Below are 17,672 nucleotides of genomic sequence, written 5' to 3'. Positions count from 1 at the left end.
GTCAGTGCGGACGTCACATACAGGACAGGAGAGCAGGCCATGTTTGAAATCGTAGAGGCAAGCGGCCAACAGGCCGTGATCAAGGTCATAGGGGTCGGCGGCGGAGGCGGTAACGCCATCGAGTATATGATGAGTTCCAATATCGACGGCGTGGAGTTCATCGTCGCCAATACCGATGCCCAGGCCATCAAGAAGTCTTCCGCCAACGTCGTTTTACAGCTCGGAAGCAATCTGACGAAGGGGCTTGGGGCCGGCGCGGATCCCGGTATCGGCCGGCAGGCGGCGATGGAAGACAGGGAGCGTATCGCCGAGGCCCTGGCGGGCGCGGACATGGTGTTCATCACCGCCGGGATGGGTGGCGGCACTGGCACTGGTGCGGCGCCCATCGTGGCGCAAGTGGCCAAGGATCAGGGCATCCTCACGGTGGCGGTGATCACAAAGCCGTTTCCTTTCGAGGGCAAGAAGCGCATGAGCATCGCCGAGCAGGGGATCCGTGATCTCGGTGAGTACGTGGACTCTATCATCACCATCCCGAACGAGAAGCTGTTGGCGGTCGTGGGTCGGGACATGACGCTGCTCGATGCCTTCGGCAAGGCCAATCAGGTCTTGCAGGGGGCGGTACAGGGCATCGCCGAGCTCATAACGCGCCCCGGCCACATCAATGTCGACTTCGCGGATGTGCGCACGGTCATGTCCGAGATGGGCATGGCCATGATGGGGTCTGCGGTCGCGCGCGGTTCGGACCGGGCGCGCGAGGCGGCGCGCGCGGCAATCTCGAGCCCGCTTTTGGAGGACGTGGATATTGCTGGCGCACGCGGTATGCTAGTCAACATAACTGCCGGCGCCAGCATGTCTCTTGGCGAGTTCGCCGAGGTCGGCGACACCATCAAGGAGTTCGCTTCGGAGGATGCCACCGTGGTCATAGGGACTGCCATCGACCCGAGCATGGACGACGAGATGCGTGTCACAGTGGTCGCCACCGGTCTCGGCGGGGGCCAAAAGCGCGCGGCGGTGGCCCTCAAGGTCGCCAAGGGGGGTGCCTCGGCGGGGGCAGGCGCGCCGGCCCCGAATTATGATGATCTCGATACCCCGACCGTGATCCGTAATCGCCGGGTCGGCGAGAAGCACGATGTCCATGCCGCCGACTATCTGGATATCCCGGCGTTCTTGCGCCGTCAGGCCGATTAGGCCCGTTTATCGGGAGAGAGGTGCCGACTGCGGCCGCAGGCCGCCACCGACCTGGACAGAATGGCATTTTGTCTTTATTGTTTAAGACAATGCCGGAACTTGGCCCGGCGGCCGTACAGGGAGGTCCGGCGTGGTCAGCAGGGTGCTATTGTGCTTCATAGCGCGGAAGTCTCATGATAAAGCAACGTACGTTAAAGAACGTGATTCGGGCCACGGGCGTCGGATTACACACCGGAGAGAAGGTTTATCTGACCCTGCGTCCGGCCCCGGTCGATAGCGGCATCATCTTTCGGCGCGTGGATATGCCGCAGCTCGTGGAAATACGGGCATGCCCAGAGAACGTGAGCGATACACGGCTCTCGACTACGCTTGAGCATAATGGCGCACGGGTTTCGACGGTCGAGCACCTGATGTCGGCGTTCGCCGGTCTTGGAATCGACAATGCCTATGTCGATCTCACCGCGCCCGAGGTCCCGATCATGGATGGCAGCGCGGGCCCATTCGTTTTCCTGATCCAGTCGGCAGGCGTCGAAGAGCAGTCGGCCCACAAGCGCTTCATCCGGCTTCGCAAGACCATCGAGATCGAGGACGGCGACAAATGGGTCCGGTTCGAGCCTTGGGACGGATTCAAGGTGTCGTTTACGATAGACTTCGATCACCCCATCTTCCGCAACTCTACCCAGGTGGCCTGTATCGACTTCTCCACGACCTCCTTTGTGAAGGAGATCAGCCGCGCGCGCACTTTCGGCTTCATGCGCCAGCTTGAGGCCCTACGGCAGAATGGCCTGGCCCGGGGAGGCGGCCTCGACAATGCCGTGGTGATGGACGATTTCCGCATCCTGAACGAAGACGGATTGCGTTACGAGGATGAATTCGTCAAACATAAGATCCTGGATGCGATAGGCGACCTCTATCTGCTGGGCCATCCGCTGATCGGGGCCTTCAGTGCCTGTAAATCCGGACATGCCTTAAATAACCGCCTGTTGCGGGTATTGGTGGCGGATAGGGATGCCTGGGAGATCGTCTCGTTCGAGGAGACCGATAGGCCGGCCATATCGTTTGCCAGGACGGTGCCCGCAGTTTAACCAGGTCTGTGGGCGGCGTTACGACCTCTATAGGGTAGCGGTGTGAAAGAACGCAAGTCGGCGGATGTGACATTACGGATCGTGGGTCATAGAAGCCGCGTGAATCGCCAGTGGCGATTGGGTCCGCGCCAATGGCGCATCGCTATCGGCGTGGGCGGCGGCGTGATCCCGCTGTTGCTGGCGTTTGGTGTCTATGGGCTCTTGCGTCTCTTTGTCCCCGATTCGATCGGTGGCGGGGTGGGTGTTGCGCCAATCGCGGCGGCACATGCCGAGGTGGCGTCTCTTGCGCGTGATACCGCGGCCGGTCTCGATGTCATGGCCATCGAGCTTGGTGCGCTCAATGCCAACGCCGTGCGGCTCGCGCGCCTGGAGCGCCGGCTGGCCCATTCGACCGGCATCGCGTTGCCGCGTGCCCAGATGCGTTCTGCACCGATGCGCACCGTGCCGGTGTCCTCGCCTGATTCCTCGCGCCTTATCACAAAGCTCCGTGTCTTGGCGCACCGGCTCGCACCCGCAGCCTCCAAGCGTCGGGCATTATGAACATTATCATTCTACGCGAAGGCGACGCGCGTTCCCGTCCCGTACATGTGAACCTGCGCACGATGGTGGCCGGGGCCCTACTCCTGTTCGGCCTTTTGCCGCTTACCCTGGGGGCGCTCGCGTTTTGGCTGGCCGCGGCCCATACCCCGGGGGCGCCCGCAACGGGCGCGGGCGTCCCGGCGGCGGCATTGGGTCAGGCCCGTCGGCTTGCCCGGATCAGTCATGCTGATCTGTCGCGACTCGCGGCCATGGTAGGACGGCTGCGCGCGCGCGCGAGCCGACTCGACGCCTTGTCGGCGCGTCTCGGGGCCCTGGCCCGGCTGCCCGCCCGACCGATGACGACGCGTGCGACGTTCACCACCACCCCGGCGGTGCCGATATCCGGCACGGACTGGACCGTGGCCGGTCTCAAGGCCATGGCGCAACGCCTGAAGGCGGATTTCATGCGGCGTTCGGCCGAGATGACCGTGCTGGCATCGGTGCTGGCCGCGCGCCAGGTCATGGCGCTGACCACCCCCGGGGGTTGGCCGGTACGTGGCGGCTGGATCTCCTCGCCCTTCGGCCCGCGTCCCGACCCCTTCACTGGCCGCCCCGGTTTCCATCCCGGCGTCGACATCGCCGCGCCCATCGGGACGCCGGTGCGGGCCATGGCGGCTGGGATCGTCATCTTTGCTGGCGGCGACGGCGGCTTTGGGCGGCTCGTGAAGGTCGAAGACGGTCACGGCGAGATCACCATGTATGCCCATTTGAGCGCGCGCTATGTGCACGTCGGGCAGGTCGTCTCCAAACACGAACTGCTGGGACGAGTCGGGGACACCGGCTATTCCACGGGCCCGCACCTGCATTTCGAGGTCATGCTCCACGGTGTACCCATCAACCCCATCGGCTTCCTGCGGCTCGCAGATCGGCGCTGAGCGGAAAAGTGTTCAAGTAAACCCCCTTTTCGGCCATAATGCGACTTTTTCTGATCGGTTCAGAGGGCTATGGCCGCCAACGTTCTGAGTAGATTTTTCGGTAGCCGCAATGATCGCATAGTGCGGCGCATGCGCCAGAAGGTAGCGGCGATCAACGGCCTCGAGTCCCGCTATACGGCCTTGTCGGACGACGAACTGCGCGGCCAGACAGCGACGTTCCGGCAACGCCTGGAAAACGGCGAACCCTTGGAGGCGCTACTCCCCGAGGCCTTCGCGGTCGTGCGCGAAGGCTCGCGCCGGGTGCTCGGTATGCGTCACTTCGACGTCCAGCTGATAGGCGGGATGGTCCTGCACGAAGGCAAAATCGCCGAGATGCGCACCGGGGAAGGCAAGACCCTGGTGGCCACGCTCGCGGCCTACCTGAATGCGCTACCGGGTTCGGGCGTGCATGTGGTGACGGTGAATGATTACCTCGCCTCCCGCGATGCCGAGTGGATGGGGCGTCTCTATCGTTTCCTGGGCCTTTCGGTTGGGACCATCGTGTCGACGCTCGATGGGCCGGCGCGCCGCGAGGCCTATAACGCCGACATCACTTACGGGACGAACAACGAGTTCGGTTTCGATTACCTGCGCGACAACATGGCGTTCAGCGCCGATGAGCGCGTGCAGCGCCGGTTGCACTACGCGATCGTAGACGAGGTCGACTCCATTCTCATAGACGAGGCGCGTACGCCACTCATCATATCCGGCCCCACCGAGGAGAATACCGATCTCTACGTCAAGATCGACGCCATCATCCCGCGGTTGAAGAGGCAGGAGGCCGAGGGTGCGCCCGGAGATTACACGGTCGACGAGAAGGCCAAGCAGGTCTACCTGACGGAGGAGGGGCACGAGACTGCCGAGCGCCTGTTGGCCGCAGCCGGCCTGCTCGCAGAGGGTGAGGGCCTTTATGATCTGGGGAATATGGGCCTTCTACATCATCTGAACGCCGCCTTGCGGGCGCACGCCATCTATCACCGCGAGGTCGATTATATCGTGACCGACGGCCAGATCGTGATCGTCGATGAATTCACCGGGCGCATGATGCCGGGGCGGCGCTGGTCGGATGGCCTCCACCAGGCGGTCGAGGCCAAGGAGCGGGTCGAGATTCAGAACGAAAACCAGACGCTCGCCTCGATCACCTTTCAGAATTATTTCCGGCTCTACGACAAATTGGCCGGTATGACTGGTACGGCGGATACCGAGGCCTTCGAATTTCAGGAGATCTACAACCTCGAGGTGACGGTGATACCGACGCACCGGCCGGCAATCCGCAAGGACCATGGTGATCAGGTCTATCGGACTACGGCCGAAAAGCATGCGGCGATCGTCGCCGATGTTGGGGAGGCCCACAAGAAGGGGCAGCCGGTGCTGGTCGGCACGGCCTCCATAGAGAGTTCGGAGAGTCTTTCCGCGCTCCTGAAGAAGGCGAACATCCCCCATGAGGTATTGAACGCCAAGCATCATGAGCGTGAGGCGCAAATCATTGCCCAGGCGGGTCGCGAGGGTGCCGTAACGATTGCCACGAATATGGCCGGGCGCGGCACCGACATCGTGCTCGGAGGTAATCCCAATACCGCACCGGGGGCCGATCCCGACGAGGCCGCGCGCGAAGAGGTCCGCGCCGAGTGGCTGGCGCGGCATGATCGCGTGATCGCGGCGGGCGGTCTCAAGGTGATCGGCACCGAGCGGCACGAGTCGCGGCGAATCGACAATCAGTTGCGTGGCCGCTCCGGCCGTCAGGGCGATCCGGGCGAGACCCGCTTTTATCTCTCCCTTGAAGACAACCTGATGCGCATCTTTGGGTCGGATCGGGTAGCCGGGCTCATGGAAAAACTCGGCATGGAAGCGGGTGATGCCATCGAGCATCCGTGGGTGACGAAGGCCATCGAGAACGCGCAACGCAAGGTGGAGGCGCATAACTTCGATATCCGCAAGCAGTTGCTGGAATACGACGATGTCGCGAACGATCAGCGCAAGGTGATATATGAGCAGCGCAACAAACTGCTCGTAGCCGAGGATGTCAGCGCGAGTGTCTCGGCCATCCACCGTGATGTCGTCGACGCCTTCATAAGCGAACACGTGCCGCCGGGCAGCTTCGAGGAGCAATGGGATATCGATGGGCTGAAGGCGACGCTCGACCGCGAGCTGCGCTTGGATCTCTCTGTCGATCAGTGGCTCAAGGAAGACGCCAGCCTAGACGAGGACGGCCTGCGCGCGCGCATCCAGAAGGAGGCCGAGGAGCGCTATCGGGAGAAGTCCGCGCAGATCGGTGAGGAAACCATGCGGCATCTGGAGAAGGCCATCATGCTCCAGGTCCTCGATCTGCAATGGAAGGACCACCTTGCGGCCATGGATCATCTGCGCCAGGGTATACAGCTGCGCGGCTACGCGCAAAAGAGCCCACAACAGGAGTACAAGCGCGAGGCCTTCGAGCTGTTCTCGCAGATGCTCGACCGCATCAAGCGCGAGGTGATTACTACCATCGTCCAGGTCGAGATCCAGGACGATAGCGATATCGACCTGATCGATGAGCAGCGGCGCCAGCAGGGGGTCACGTTCTATGATCATCCGAGCCTCGATGCCGCTCAGGCGGACACGGATACGGATACCATGGTGCAGACCGTGGTGCGCGCGGGGCCCAAGGTGGGGCGCAACGACCCATGTCCCTGCGGATCGGGAAAGAAATACAAACAGTGTCACGGGCGTCTCGTCTAAGGAGCGATTATGGCTGTGGGAGTCAAGGCTATGCCGCCGCTTGGTGCCATTGCCGGTGTGCGGCTCGGTACCGTGGCCGCCGGTATCCGCAAGGCGGCTCGGCAAGACCTCGTGGTCATTCAGTGTGATTCCGGGACTACGGCCGCGGCGGTCTTTACTCAGAGCCATTTCGCGGCCGCGCCGGTGATCGTGGCCAAGGCCCATTGGCGACAGAGCGAACCGCGCGCCCTCATCATCAACACCGGCTACGCCAATGCCGCGACCGGCGAGCCCGGCCTCGCCGACGCGCGGGCCTGCTGCCAGGCCCTTGCGCAGGTGCTCAGCTGCCGGCCGGATGAGGTCCTGCCGTTCTCGACGGGGGTCATAGGCGAGCGCCTGCCGGTCTCCGCAGTGATTGCCGGTATCCCGCCGGCCGTAGGCACGGCCTCTGAGGATGGGTGGATGGACGCGGCGCACGGCATCATGACGACCGACACGGTGCCCAAGGGCGCGACGTGCGAGATGGTCATGGACGGCAAGCCGGTACGGATCACCGGCATCGCCAAGGGATCGGGCATGATCCATCCCAATATGGCGACCATGCTCGCGTTCGTGGCGACCGATATCGGATCTGAGCGCCCTGTCCTGCAAGCGGCGCTCGCGCGGGCCGTGAAGACCACCTTCAATGCCATCTCCGTGGATGGAGATACCTCGACAAACGACGCCTTGGTGGTACTGGCCACGGGCCGGTCGGGCGTGCGCCTGACGGCCGCTGAAGGGCCGGCGTTTACGCAGTTTTGCGAGGCCTTGGAGCAGGTCTGCGCGGAGCTAGCGCAGGCCATCGTCCGCGACGGCGAGGGCGCGACCAAGTTCGTGCGCGTGGAGATTTCCGGCGCGCGGTCCGATGACCAGGCGCGCATCGTGGCCGACACCGTCGCCACCTCGCCGCTCGTGAAGACCGCCCTGTTCGCGAGCGACCCCAACTGGGGCCGTATCCTCATGGCCGTGGGGCGCGCGCCCATCGCCCTCGACGATCCGGACCGGGTGACGGTGAGCCTAAACGGTGTGCGGGTATTCCGTCACGGCATGGTCGATCCGGATTATCGCGAAGAGGCCGGCCAAAAGGCCTTGGCAGCCGCGGATATCACAGTCGGCGTCGACCTCGGCCAAGGTCATGGGCGGGCGGTTGTGCATACCTGCGATTTCTCCTACGACTATGTCCGCATCAACGGATCCTACCGGACCTGAGCGCGTCGTCGCCGCGATCATCCGGGATGGCGACGGACGGGTGCTGGTGGCGCGCAGGCCTGAAGGCAAGGTGGGTGCCGGGTTCTGGGAGTTTCCTGGTGGAAAGGTCGATCCGGGAGAGTCGCAGAGCGAGGCCCTAAGGCGCGAGCTCCATGAGGAGCTCGATATCGCGGTCGGGGCCTGCACGTTTCTGCCGCATTATCGCGCGGCCACGCCGCCGGGGATCGATCTCGCGTTCTGGCGGGTGGATGCCTATGAAGGTGTGGCGCGGGGACGCGAGGGCCAGGAGATCCGCTGGTGCCCGCCGGATACGCTGCCGGATCTGCCGTTTTTGCCGGCCGATCGTCCGATTCTCGCGCGCCTGCGCCTGCCATCTTTCTATCTCATCAGCGATGTCGACCATCTCGGCGAGGCCTTGTTCGAGGAGCGGCTCGCGCAAGCCGCGGCCCGCGATGCCCTGCTGTTGCAGTTACGCGAGCCCTGGCCGGCCTCGCGCCTGCGCGCCTATGCCCAGCATCTGCGGGCGCTTCTCGCCCCTTACGGCGGACGCTGTATCGTCAATGGTGACCCGAACGAGCTCATGGGTTGCGCCGACGGCATCCATTTGCCGGCCTCGCACCTGGCGCGCATCGACGCCCGACCGGCGGCGACGCTGGTCGGGGCCTCCTGCCACGATGCCGGGGAACTGCGGCGCGCGGCGGCCATCGGCTGCGATTTCGCGGTGCTTTCGCCCGTGAAGCTGACGCCCAGCCATCCGGATGCGGCGCCGCTTGGCTGGGCGCGCTTTCGGGAACTGGCCGCCGAGGTCCTGCTGCCGGTCTATGCGTTGGGGGGCATGACCATCGCCGACCGGGTATCGGCCGAGACCCATCTTGCCCAGGGGGTGGCGCTACGTAGCGGGGTGTTCGGCAAAGACGCCGATTTACCCGTACCCTGACTCGCAACGCCGGCGATCCCCGGATGGCGGACATGGCATCCGCAAGCGCCTTCCCGGACACCAATCGGGCGCCGATCGCAAGACGGCCGGCCCTCGGAGACCCGATGGTTCTTTGTCCGGGGTCGCTTTGGTCCCGGGGAGGCCGCGTTACAGCCGGTGCGCGGCCGTCCTTATTGAAGGGGTGGGCCGCGGCGCGTATCGTGGCGGGCATGATTGCCATCACCCCCCATATCTCGCTTTCCGAGAATGACATCGAGGAGCGATTCATGCGTTCGCCGGGGCCCGGCGGACAGAATGTGAACAAGGTCGCTACCGCCGTGCAATTGCGCTTTCATGTCGCAGGCTGCGCGGCGCTACCGCCCGATGCGCGGGAGCGTCTGCGGCATCTTGCGCGCGGGCGTATCACGCACGAGGGATACCTTGTGATTCGTGCGCACACCTTCCGGACGCGCGAGCGCAACCGCCGCGAGGCCCGCGAGCGCCTGGTCCACTGGATAAGCCGGGCCCTCGCGGTCCCGGAGCGGCGTATCGCGACCCGTCCGAGTCTGGCGTCGCATCGCCGCCGCCTCCAGGGTAAGCACGCCCGTGGCGCGCTGAAGGAGCGCCGTCGCCCGGTCTCTGCCGTCGACTAACGCGGGATGTCGGGGCGGTCCTGGTCGTCGGGTCCTTTCAGGTTTCGATCAAAGTGGAAGCCGACGATGCGGTAACCATAGCCCATATAGAAGCGGTGCGCCCCCTCGTTGGTCACGTAGGCGTCGAGGACGGCCTTCTCGCAGCCCTGCCGCCGCGCGTAATCCTCGATCCAGGCAATGAGCGCCTGCCCGATACCCTGGCGGCGCCATGATTCCTCGACGATCACGTTGTCGATGTCGACATAGCGCCCGCACCAAAAGCGCGTCCCAAACCACAGACCGGCGATGGCAATGCAGCGCTCACCGGCAAATGCCCCGGCGCAGCGATAACCCTCCTTGCGCATGGCCTCCAACCGCAGGGCAAGCGTGGCCGGCGGTACATCCGGATTCAGTATCTGGATGAGCGGCAGGATCGTCGTCAGTTCGCTCTCGGCCAGGAGCCGGATGTGGGGCCTCGCCTCCGATTGCCTCGGCCCGGTGTCGCTTGCTTCCTGATCACGCATCGATACAAATCTCCGGTGTGCGCTCATGCGGCGGCGTATTGGCGCCGAATCCCTGTATTTCGTGTCTCGCTATTGTATCGGTCCTGATCGCCGGCGACTATTGGGCGAGACCGGATCACCCCGAGGTCGTGAACGTCTCTGTGCAAGGCTCGAAGTGGACACCGTCCCTGAATCCATAGACGATCGGTCCATTGGCCATGGAGCATCGCCCAAGATGCCGCATAGTGTGGAGAGCGGTGCGCGTACCGGGATTGCGCCGATGCGGATCGGGAGGGCCATAGGCCGCGTTGTCAAGCTCAGGGGCGCTGCGCTGCGCCCGACCGATAATGCGCGGCCTGCGCCGCTTCGAGCCTCGTGTGCACCGCCGACCAGAACGACCACACGGGCCTCGACCGATTCCTCGCGCGTAGATCGAAGATGGCGGGCCGCCATTGCGCACGGCCGGGCGTTCGGAGAAGCCCACTCCTTGGCGGGCGAGGTCTTGGCCTCACCCTTGTGAACGCTGATGTCCTGATGTGGGGCCTCGTTTACGGCCCCGATCACGGATGTGTAGGCTGCGTTGAGCGCGATCCCCTGGACCCCGGCCCGGAAGCACGCCGTGCGAACCTGGCAGGTCTGATGGCCGGTTGTTTCGTTCCCGCCTTCCAGCGCGAAGAATCGATGGGAGTAGGCCCGGTGCCGCGCCTGGTTCCACTCGGCAGATGCCGTGTGTTCGATCCCGGCGCCGCCAAGGCGGACGCCACCACACGAAGCCAGGCGCATCAGACGGTCGTGATATTCCCCGATATAGGGGTCTTGGGGGGCGGAGCAGGCGCACACGCCCGTGCGGTGGCCCGGCCAACGCGAACCTGTGTCGTGACCGCGCTGATGACAGTCGCACCTTGGGAAACGGCACGCTGTCAAACGGGCGTGTCGCCGATCCCGCTCCGCCCTTGTTCGGTGCCGGCTGTGCGCGCCTGGCGCGCCATACCGCTACCGCGCCGCTCGGCCTGAACCGCCACCGTTTGGCCCGGCGGCTACGCCGCCAGCAGCGGCCGCATCCCCACCTCCCCCCTGCGCTGCACGGTCTGGCAGCCGGGCCTTGGGGTTCCCCCCGCACTTTCTCTCATGCGGCCATAACGGGTCTGTCAGTCTCTATATGGGTCGTTGTCCATCAAGTGGTAGGGGCCTCGCCCATGTGCTGGCCCGCTTCCCCCTGAGAACTGCCGCTTCTCAACCGAATCAGCCATTATTATCCGTCTATAACCGCCACGCATCCGGAAATGGTGTAGCGCCGCTTCCCACGAGATTTGCCCGAGGCCAGGTTTTTCCAGGGCCCCGACCCGGCACGGTCCTTGCCCTAAGGTCTCGGTACCCGGCGCTCCAGGTTTTTTACGGGCCCGGCACCTTATCCTTCCCAAGACAAGGAGTATCACGACATGACGACATTGAACGAGGAACTGACGGCGCGCGTCGCCGCCTATGGCGCATGGGCCAAGCGGCGTCGCTATGGGGCCAACGGCCCCAACAATCGCCGGCTGTGGGTGCTGGCGTGCATGGATGAGCGCCTCCCCGTCGACGAGGCGCTCGGCATCCATGTCGATACGCCCGCCGGCGGCGGCGATGCCCACTGTTTCCGCAATGCCGGCGGGATCGTGACCGATGATGCCATCCGCTCGGCCATGCTGACCTGCCAGTTCTTCGGGACCCGCGAGATCGTGATCGTTCAGCATACCCAATGCGGGATGCTGTCGGCCAACGCGCGTGATCTCGAGAAGACCCTGCGTGAGCGGGGCGTGGACCCCGATGCGGTGACGCTCGACCCGACCTTGCCGGAGCTCACCTTGGCAAAGGGCGCGTTCGCCAAGTGGATCGGCATGATGGATGACGTGGACGACACATGCCTTAAGACCATCGAGACCTTCCGCGCGCACCCGCTGATTCCCAAAGACGTGACGATCAGCGGTTGGATCTGGGAGGTCGAGACCCGGCGCTTGCGTGCCCCGCGTCGCGACAAGGGCGGACGCGAGGGCACCGATGTCACCCCCGCGGACTTCGGACTGACCGGTCGGCAGCCGCCGCGCTGGACCTAGGCCCTGCAGGGGCGCCCATGCGGCGCCCCTGCCTCTCTTCGATTTTTCTCATGGATTTCTGGAGCGACTATGGCACCCACCTATGATTACCACTGCCTGCGATGTGACAATCATCTCACGATCCGCCACCGGATCGGCGCGCCTCGGCCATGCTGCCCGCATTGCCAAGGCCCGTTACGACCGGTGATATCGGCGGCGCCCGCCATACATGCGCGCATGGCCCACGGTCGCGAGGACGCGGTGCGCGTGCTCGAGTCGTCCCGTTCGGTGCCCTGCCAGACGTGCGGCACGTCCTGCCGGCACCACTAGGCACGCTTTCGATCCCGGCGTGATCGCCCTATACTGGTGGGCCATCGTCCGGCACCTGGCCTGGCATTGCGCCACGCACGGGGCTGATGCGCGAGGATTTACGCCATGACGAACAAGGACCCGCTCGCGGACTTGAGTCCGCTGTCGTTTCTGCAGATGTTCGTGACGCAAAGCGTCAAGCTCTCCGGCCTGGCCCCCGGCGCTCCGCGCCACGACGCCATCGAATACCTCGGCCTTACAGCCAGCAGCTGTCTCGAACTCTACGCGCGCCAGCAGATGAATCTGCCCGAAAAGATCGATCGCGAACACTATCAGCGACTCATCTTGTACATCAAAAACGCGATCGGCGGCGAATTCGAGGCCGTGTCGGGCGCCGAGGGGGTCGTGCACGTCGAGAATCATCGCTGTCCGTTCGGCGCGCGCGTACGGGATGCCCCGGAGTTGTGCCGCACCACGGCCTCGGTCTTCGGCGGGATCGCCGCGCGCAATTTCGGCTATGCGAAGGTCGAGCTGAAGAGGCGCATCGCACTGCGCGATGATCGTTGCGAGGTGTGCATCTATACAGATCGGGAAGCGGCCAAGGGGCAGGCGGGTGACGAGTATGTGAGCGAAGGCGAGACGGTCGTTTCGCGGCAGGCCCTGGCGGATATCAGCGTGCGTGTTGCCGACAAGATGGCGCACGCCCTGTGCCCGTCCGGACGCGCGCATGGCGCGCATTACCGGCCTCTGATCGTGGCCGAATCCCGCGCCATGCGCGAGATACTGAGGGCCGTGGAGCAGGTGGCACCGACGCGGGCCAGTGTCCTCATAAGCGGAGAGACTGGGGTCGGCAAGGAGATCGTAGCCCGTGCCATCCATGCCTTAAGTTCCCGCAGTGCCGGCCCGTTCCTGGCCGTCAACTGCGGCGCTGTTCCTTCCAATCTCATAGAGACGACGCTATTTGGCCATGAAAAGGGCGCCTTTACGGGGGCCCACAGCCTTCATCATGGCCTGTTCGAGCGCGCCGATCGAGGGACGTTGTTCTTAGATGAGATCGACAGCCTGCCGTTATTCTCGCAGGCCAATCTGCTGCGCGTCTTGCAGGAAGGCGAGTTCGAACGGGTCGGTGGCGGGCAGGCGCGCCATGTCGACGTACGCGTGGTGGCGGCTGCCAATCGACCGCTCGAATCGCTGGTCGCCGCCGGCCAATTCCGCGGGGATCTCTATTACCGGTTGAATGTCGTACCGGTATGCATCCCGCCGCTTAGGGAGCGCCCGGAGGATGTGGCCGGCCTCGTTCATCACCTGCTCACGGCGCTGGCACAACGCCATGGTGGTCCGTCAAAGTCCTTGAGTGATCGTGCCTGGGGGCAGGTGATGGCCCATACGTGGCCCGGTAACGTCCGCGAACTCGAAAACGTCCTGGAGCGGGCGTTTTTGTTTACCCCCGGCCGTGTGATCGATGATGTCGATTTACATGATGGGAGCGGTATCGCCGTTCCTTACGCGCAGTCGCCGGGCACCGGCGGAATGCTGCATGCGGCCAGACGCCGGGCGACCCAGACTATCGAGACCCGCGTGCTTCAGGATGCGCTCGAGCGCCACCATGGCAATGTGACGGCCATGGCGCGCGAGATGGGGATCACGCGCCGCGCCATCCATCAGAAGCTCAAGCGCTATGCCCTGGCGGCGGCCGCCTATCGGGGCGACGGGCGCACAGCCCGCCGTCGATAGCCGCCCGATCCTACCCTTGTCTCTGCGCGAATCGTGCGCGCATTGTCGGTTACCCGACAGAACACCGCGTCGTGGCCGATCGCAGGATCAGGCCGACCTCATCCCGGCGCCTTACGCCCGCCGCCGCAAAGCCCCCGTTGCGACCCCGTGGCATGCCGCCATGCACCAAAGCCGAGTACGCGTGCGCCGAAAAGGCCAGCGGCAGGACGTGTCGTGCGCGTGCCGCGGACGGGGGCGCGCGGTGGCGTCTACGGCGGCCCCGGGCCCGGTGCCATGTTCCTTGCTGTAGCGTATCCATCGAGGGGCTCGTGACCCGGGAGCGGGAGTTGTGGCAGGGCGCGAGGCCTATCGGGGGGCTATGGATCCGGTACATGGTGCGGACGCGGGCATCGACGCGCGTCGCGAGACGTCGCATTTCCATCCTGAGGACTACGTCCTGCATCATATTCAGCGCGCTGTCGCCAACCGGCAGACGATCGAGATCGCACTCGACGGGGACGGCACACTCAAGGTGTTCGGGGGCGAAGGGACATTCACCGCCGACATTTACGATATGGCGACGCTTTGTACGCTCCCGGCCTCGTATTTTCGGGTCGAGGTGGTGTCCGTAGACGACCGGGGCGGCGGTCGTCACGATGTCGCCGAGTTGTTATGGCAGGCCGCCTATCATGCCTCGCAAGGTCGGCTCGTCAGGGGTTGCTACCACTATGATGTGGTGGAGCTCGTGCGCTGGCCGAACGTCACGCGCCTGCCCGGCGGCGAACAGGCCATCCGGCTGGCGGCACTCTTGAGCCGGCATCCGACCTCCATTCTTTTCGCAAGCCGCGTGCTCGACATCGATGCCCCGGACATTTATCGGCTGTATTCGGCGGCACACTGCGCGGGCCTCACGCGCCTCCTGAATCGCGAACCCGAGCCTCCGGCGCTGCGTCCCCATGCCAAGCGCGGCGTTTTCGGGCTGATTCTGCAACGGCTGGCGGGGCGCTAGATGGCGGATGCAGAACACAAGATCATGTTTGCCGGGCCGGTCGGCGCCGGGAAGACCACCGCCATCGGCGCCATCAGCGACATCCCGGTGGTGACTACCGAGGCGCGCGCCACCGACGATGTGGCGATGTGCAAGAGCCGCACCACGGTGGCCATGGATTACGGTGTCATCATGTTGGATGGCGGAGGCAAACTGCACCTCTACGGGACGCCGGGTCAGGAGCGGTTTCGTTTCATGTGGGACATCCTGGCGACGGGGAGTCTGGGCGTTGTCCTGCTCATGGATAATGCGCGCCCCGACCCTCTTGCGGATCTGCGCTTTTATCTGGACGCCTTCCAGGATTTGGTCGCCGGGACGGCGGTGGTTGTTGGTGTCACGCGCACCGACATGCAGCCGCGGCCTTCCATTGCCGCCTATCAGACGTGGGCCTTGGCGCACGGCCTGCGGATCCCGATTCTCACAGTGGATGCGCGATCGCGCGAGGACATCGCGATGCTCCTCAAGGTTCTGCTCGCCATGCTTGATCCGAGCCTGCGCCGATGATCGCGGCGTTGGGCCATACCGATGCGCCTGACCGGGCCCTTGACTTGCAAGGCTACGGGGTTGCGTTTGGTGAACGTGTGGTCTTGAGTTCCGTGGATATGGTATTGCCGAAAATGGGCGTGACCGCGCTTTTGGGGCCCGCCGGGACCGGTAAGTCGACGCTGCAAAGGACGCTCGCGGGATTCAACGATGCCAACCCCTCCCTGCGCACCTGGGGTGAGGCGCGCCTTGCGGGCCTTGCGGTGGGCGCGACGGCAAGGCCTGCCCTGGTATGTCAGAGCGCGCGCATGATCACAGCCAGTGTGCTCGACAACCTCGTGCACGGCTTGGCGTCGCGCGCGGATGACCTGCGAGGAGCAGTGCGTGTGGGCCCGGGAGGGCCTTCACCGGTCGGGGCTTGCGGAACTCGTGGGCCGCTTGCACGAGCCGGCTGCCGGTCTGTCTTTGGTCTGGCAGCGGATGCTGGCGGTGTTGCGGGTACTGAACGGTGACCCCCGCGTGCTTTTTGTCGGTGAACCGACCACCGGTCTCGACGAGGATGATGCGCTGCGTCTATTGGCCTTACTCAAGGAGGAGGCGCAGCGGCGCGCGGTGCTTATAGCCCTCCACAATCAGCGTCATGTGCGCTTCGTGGCCGATCGGGCCGTGTTACTGGCCGGAGGCGTCGTCCAGGAGGCCCGCGCCACGCAGGCCTTTTTTCCACGCCGCTGACTGCCGCCGGGCAGGCCTATGTGCGCACCGGGACGTGCGCTATGCCCGCGCCCGGCGCGCCGCCGGACGACCTGGACCTGGCGGCCCCCTTGCCGGCCGCGATACCGCAGGCGGGCCAGCGCCAGGCGGGGCCCGCCCGCGGCCCGCGCGGTTTTCTATGGCTGTACAAGGGTCGGCTCGCCGGCACGCCTCAGCCCGGGGTGTTTTTCGACATCGATCATGACCTGCGGGCCTTGCGCCGCGTCGGTATCACGGTGCTTGTATCGTTGACCGAGACGCCGATCGAGGCCGCGGCGTTGGATGCCCACGACCTGCGCGCGCTGTGGTTCCCGATACCGGATAGGGAGCCTCCCACAGCGGATCAGGCCTATGAGATCTGCCGGGCGCTCGACCGACTCTTGGCCTGCGGCGATGTCATCGCCGTGCACTGCCGGGCCGGCCTTGGCAGAACGGGGACTGTGCTCGCTGCCTATCTCATATGGAAGGGCGCGAGCGCCCTCGATGCCGTGGAGGGCGCGCGGCGTATCGAGGCGCGCTGGATCCAGTCGGAGTCGCAGGCGCGATTCCTCGAGGAGTTTGCGGTGTCGGTCGCCCGTTCCTCGCATTCGATACCCGATCATTCCCCACAGGAGAGGTAACGGTATGTCCGATCTCGAAGGTCATCTTCAGAAGGCCATTGTGTCGATCCCGGAGTGCGTGGCGGCGGGCTATGTGGATCTCAGTACCGGCATGCTGCTTGGCATCCGGACCGTGGATTCGCATCCCCAGGAGGTCCTGGAGCTGCTCTCGGCGGCCACGTCGGATCTCTTCCAGGGGACCAACGTGGTGACCATAGAAAACCTCTTCAAGAAGGCCCGCGGTCTCCCGGCTGACGGCGGCTATCATTATTTCCAGGAGATGATCATTACGAGCGATAACCTCCTGCATCTCTTCCTAAGGGGTAAGACACATACCGATCATGTGGTCGTTTTCGTGTGCCGTCGTTCCGCCAATCTGGGGATGGCGATCATGAAGGCCCGTACGGCGTTGCCGGATATCGAGTCGGTCGTGTAAGAACGCTATCACGCGCCGGCGTAGAACCGCTGTCCAATCGATTACCAAGGAGGTTGTCATGTTGGCTCAAGTAATGCAGAAATCCCCTCTGAATCGGGCAAGCCAGCTGAGGTCTGCGCTCCGGGGGCTAAACGCCTTATCCGCCGATATCGAGGCGTCGGCCGTCATATCCGGCGACGGGCTCATGCTTGCGTCGATGCTCGATCCGCATATCGCCGCCGATCGTTACGCCGCCATGTGTGCCTCGCTTTTGGCGCTGGCCGAGCGGGCTGCGCAAGAGGTACACCGCGGGCGACTAAAGCGCGTCATGATCGAGGGTGAACATGGCACGATGCTGCTCGTTCAGGCCGGCTGCGATGGTGTTCTTGCGGTCGCGGCGCGGCAAACCGTCAATCTCGGCATGGTGTTTCTCGAGGCCACCAAGGTCGCGGCGCGCATTCGTGGGCTACTCGATCAGTCTCCTTGAGAAGGGGATCGCGCTTGACTCGGCAGCGGCGGAT

General features: G+C 64.6%; 18 protein-coding genes. 17 read left to right on the top strand and 1 reads right to left on the bottom strand.

What is annotated here, in order from left to right; genetic code table 11:
• Positions 1–39: 39 nt before the first annotated feature.
• The 8 genes from ftsZ (at position 40) to arfB (ending at position 9,280) form a co-directional block, all read left to right on the top strand.
• A complete protein-coding gene (gene ftsZ / locus C4900_RS12755) occupies positions 40–1,188 on the top strand; it encodes a cell division protein FtsZ (RefSeq protein ID WP_065968832.1) in 1,149 nt (382 codons plus the stop codon).
• Positions 1,189–1,361: 173 nt separating this feature from the next.
• Entirely contained in the window at positions 1,362–2,273 is a 912-nt protein-coding gene (gene lpxC / locus C4900_RS12750) for a UDP-3-O-acyl-N-acetylglucosamine deacetylase (protein WP_065968831.1), read from the top strand.
• A 42-nt stretch (positions 2,274–2,315) separates the two neighbouring features.
• Positions 2,316–2,813, top strand: coding sequence for a hypothetical protein (locus C4900_RS12745; protein WP_065968830.1), 498 nt, complete (start codon positions 2,316–2,318; stop codon positions 2,811–2,813).
• Positions 2,810–3,727 (top strand): M23 family metallopeptidase, encoded by a 918-nt coding sequence (locus tag C4900_RS12740; protein WP_065968829.1) that lies wholly within the window; start codon positions 2,810–2,812, stop codon positions 3,725–3,727. The genes C4900_RS12745 and C4900_RS12740 overlap by 4 nt, the downstream gene beginning before the upstream one ends.
• A gap of 69 nt (positions 3,728–3,796) precedes the next feature.
• Positions 3,797–6,484, top strand: coding sequence for a preprotein translocase subunit SecA (gene secA, locus C4900_RS12735; protein WP_114283203.1), 2,688 nt, complete (start codon positions 3,797–3,799; stop codon positions 6,482–6,484).
• Between the two features lie 9 nt (positions 6,485–6,493).
• Positions 6,494–7,711, top strand: coding sequence for a bifunctional glutamate N-acetyltransferase/amino-acid acetyltransferase ArgJ (gene argJ, locus C4900_RS12730; protein ID WP_114283202.1), 1,218 nt, complete (start codon positions 6,494–6,496; stop codon positions 7,709–7,711).
• A complete protein-coding gene (locus C4900_RS12725; RefSeq protein WP_065968826.1) occupies positions 7,680–8,648 on the top strand; it encodes a Nudix family hydrolase in 969 nt (322 codons plus the stop codon). Before argJ ends, C4900_RS12725 begins: the two co-directional genes overlap by 32 nt.
• A gap of 32 nt (positions 8,649–8,680) precedes the next feature.
• Complete coding sequence (gene arfB / locus C4900_RS12720) at positions 8,681–9,280, top strand: alternative ribosome rescue aminoacyl-tRNA hydrolase ArfB (protein ID WP_218060341.1); 600 nt, start codon at positions 8,681–8,683, stop codon at positions 9,278–9,280.
• On the opposite strand, the gene C4900_RS12715 is transcribed toward arfB, so the two are convergent.
• Positions 9,277–9,783: a GNAT family N-acetyltransferase gene (locus C4900_RS12715; RefSeq protein WP_065968825.1), complete on the bottom strand. Its 507-nt coding sequence runs from the start codon at positions 9,781–9,783 to the stop codon at positions 9,277–9,279. The genes arfB and C4900_RS12715 overlap by 4 nt on opposite strands.
• Before the next feature lie 1,418 nt (positions 9,784–11,201).
• Between C4900_RS12715 and C4900_RS12710 the strand changes: the two genes are divergently transcribed.
• The 9 genes from C4900_RS12710 to C4900_RS12670 all read left to right on the top strand — a co-directional run bounded on the left by C4900_RS12710 (position 11,202) and on the right by C4900_RS12670 (position 17,638).
• On the top strand, positions 11,202–11,855 hold the full coding sequence (locus C4900_RS12710) for a beta-class carbonic anhydrase (protein WP_114283201.1): 654 nt from the start codon (positions 11,202–11,204) through the stop codon (positions 11,853–11,855).
• A 69-nt stretch (positions 11,856–11,924) separates the two neighbouring features.
• Entirely contained in the window at positions 11,925–12,164 is a 240-nt protein-coding gene (locus C4900_RS17395; RefSeq protein ID WP_083995603.1) for an FmdB family zinc ribbon protein, read from the top strand.
• 105 nt (positions 12,165–12,269) lie between these two features.
• Positions 12,270–13,877 carry a sigma 54-interacting transcriptional regulator gene (locus tag C4900_RS12700; protein ID WP_065968823.1) on the top strand — a complete coding sequence of 536 codons (1,608 nt, stop codon included), beginning with the start codon at positions 12,270–12,272 and terminating at the stop codon, positions 13,875–13,877.
• Positions 13,878–14,205: 328 nt separating this feature from the next.
• Complete coding sequence (locus C4900_RS12695) at positions 14,206–14,865, top strand: hypothetical protein (protein WP_147267192.1); 660 nt, start codon at positions 14,206–14,208, stop codon at positions 14,863–14,865.
• Positions 14,866–15,408: a GTP-binding protein gene (locus C4900_RS12690; protein ID WP_114283199.1), complete on the top strand. Its 543-nt coding sequence runs from the start codon at positions 14,866–14,868 to the stop codon at positions 15,406–15,408. It abuts the gene before it with no gap.
• 342 nt (positions 15,409–15,750) lie between these two features.
• Positions 15,751–16,119 carry an ATP-binding cassette domain-containing protein gene (locus C4900_RS12685; protein WP_114283198.1) on the top strand — a complete coding sequence of 123 codons (369 nt, stop codon included), beginning with the start codon at positions 15,751–15,753 and terminating at the stop codon, positions 16,117–16,119.
• Between the two features lie 41 nt (positions 16,120–16,160).
• Positions 16,161–16,757, top strand: a complete 597-nt coding sequence (locus C4900_RS12680; RefSeq protein ID WP_114283197.1) for a protein-tyrosine phosphatase family protein — start codon at positions 16,161–16,163, stop codon at positions 16,755–16,757.
• Positions 16,758–16,761: 4 nt separating this feature from the next.
• A complete protein-coding gene (locus tag C4900_RS12675; protein WP_065968819.1) occupies positions 16,762–17,172 on the top strand; it encodes a hypothetical protein in 411 nt (136 codons plus the stop codon).
• Between the two features lie 58 nt (positions 17,173–17,230).
• On the top strand, positions 17,231–17,638 hold the full coding sequence (locus C4900_RS12670; RefSeq protein WP_211306950.1) for a roadblock/LC7 domain-containing protein: 408 nt from the start codon (positions 17,231–17,233) through the stop codon (positions 17,636–17,638).
• The last annotated feature ends 34 nt before the right edge of the window (positions 17,639–17,672 follow it).

It is taken from the genome of Acidiferrobacter thiooxydans, from assembly GCF_003333315.1.
In the GTDB taxonomy this organism is placed as follows: domain Bacteria; phylum Pseudomonadota; class Gammaproteobacteria; order Acidiferrobacterales; family Acidiferrobacteraceae; genus Acidiferrobacter; species Acidiferrobacter thiooxydans.
Note: the sequence above shows the minus strand (reverse complement) of the source record. Positions and strands in the feature narration are given on the sequence as shown.

What these genes read in the sequence shown, in the direction of transcription:
- ftsZ (WP_065968832.1), top strand. Translation starts at nt 40, where the DNA reads ATGTTTGAAATCGTAGAGGCAAGCGGCCAACAGGCCGTGATCAAGGTC.
- lpxC (WP_065968831.1), top strand. Translation starts at nt 1,362, where the DNA reads ATGATAAAGCAACGTACGTTAAAGAACGTGATTCGGGCCACGGGCGTC.
- C4900_RS12740 (WP_065968829.1), top strand. Translation starts at nt 2,810, where the DNA reads ATGAACATTATCATTCTACGCGAAGGCGACGCGCGTTCCCGTCCCGTA.
- secA (WP_114283203.1), top strand. Translation starts at nt 3,797, where the DNA reads ATGGCCGCCAACGTTCTGAGTAGATTTTTCGGTAGCCGCAATGATCGC.
- argJ (WP_114283202.1), top strand. Translation starts at nt 6,494, where the DNA reads ATGGCTGTGGGAGTCAAGGCTATGCCGCCGCTTGGTGCCATTGCCGGT.
- C4900_RS12725 (WP_065968826.1), top strand. Translation starts at nt 7,680, where the DNA reads ATGTCCGCATCAACGGATCCTACCGGACCTGAGCGCGTCGTCGCCGCG.
- arfB (WP_218060341.1), top strand. Translation starts at nt 8,681, where the DNA reads ATGGCATCCGCAAGCGCCTTCCCGGACACCAATCGGGCGCCGATCGCA.
- C4900_RS12715 (WP_065968825.1), bottom strand. Translation starts at nt 9,783, where the DNA reads ATGCGTGATCAGGAAGCAAGCGACACCGGGCCGAGGCAATCGGAGGCG.
- C4900_RS12710 (WP_114283201.1), top strand. Translation starts at nt 11,202, where the DNA reads ATGACGACATTGAACGAGGAACTGACGGCGCGCGTCGCCGCCTATGGC.
- C4900_RS17395 (WP_083995603.1), top strand. Translation starts at nt 11,925, where the DNA reads ATGGCACCCACCTATGATTACCACTGCCTGCGATGTGACAATCATCTC.
- C4900_RS12700 (WP_065968823.1), top strand. Translation starts at nt 12,270, where the DNA reads ATGACGAACAAGGACCCGCTCGCGGACTTGAGTCCGCTGTCGTTTCTG.
- C4900_RS12690 (WP_114283199.1), top strand. Translation starts at nt 14,866, where the DNA reads ATGGCGGATGCAGAACACAAGATCATGTTTGCCGGGCCGGTCGGCGCC.
- C4900_RS12685 (WP_114283198.1), top strand. Translation starts at nt 15,751, where the DNA reads ATGACCTGCGAGGAGCAGTGCGTGTGGGCCCGGGAGGGCCTTCACCGG.
- C4900_RS12680 (WP_114283197.1), top strand. Translation starts at nt 16,161, where the DNA reads ATGCCCGCGCCCGGCGCGCCGCCGGACGACCTGGACCTGGCGGCCCCC.
- C4900_RS12675 (WP_065968819.1), top strand. Translation starts at nt 16,762, where the DNA reads ATGTCCGATCTCGAAGGTCATCTTCAGAAGGCCATTGTGTCGATCCCG.
- C4900_RS12670 (WP_211306950.1), top strand. Translation starts at nt 17,231, where the DNA reads ATGTTGGCTCAAGTAATGCAGAAATCCCCTCTGAATCGGGCAAGCCAG.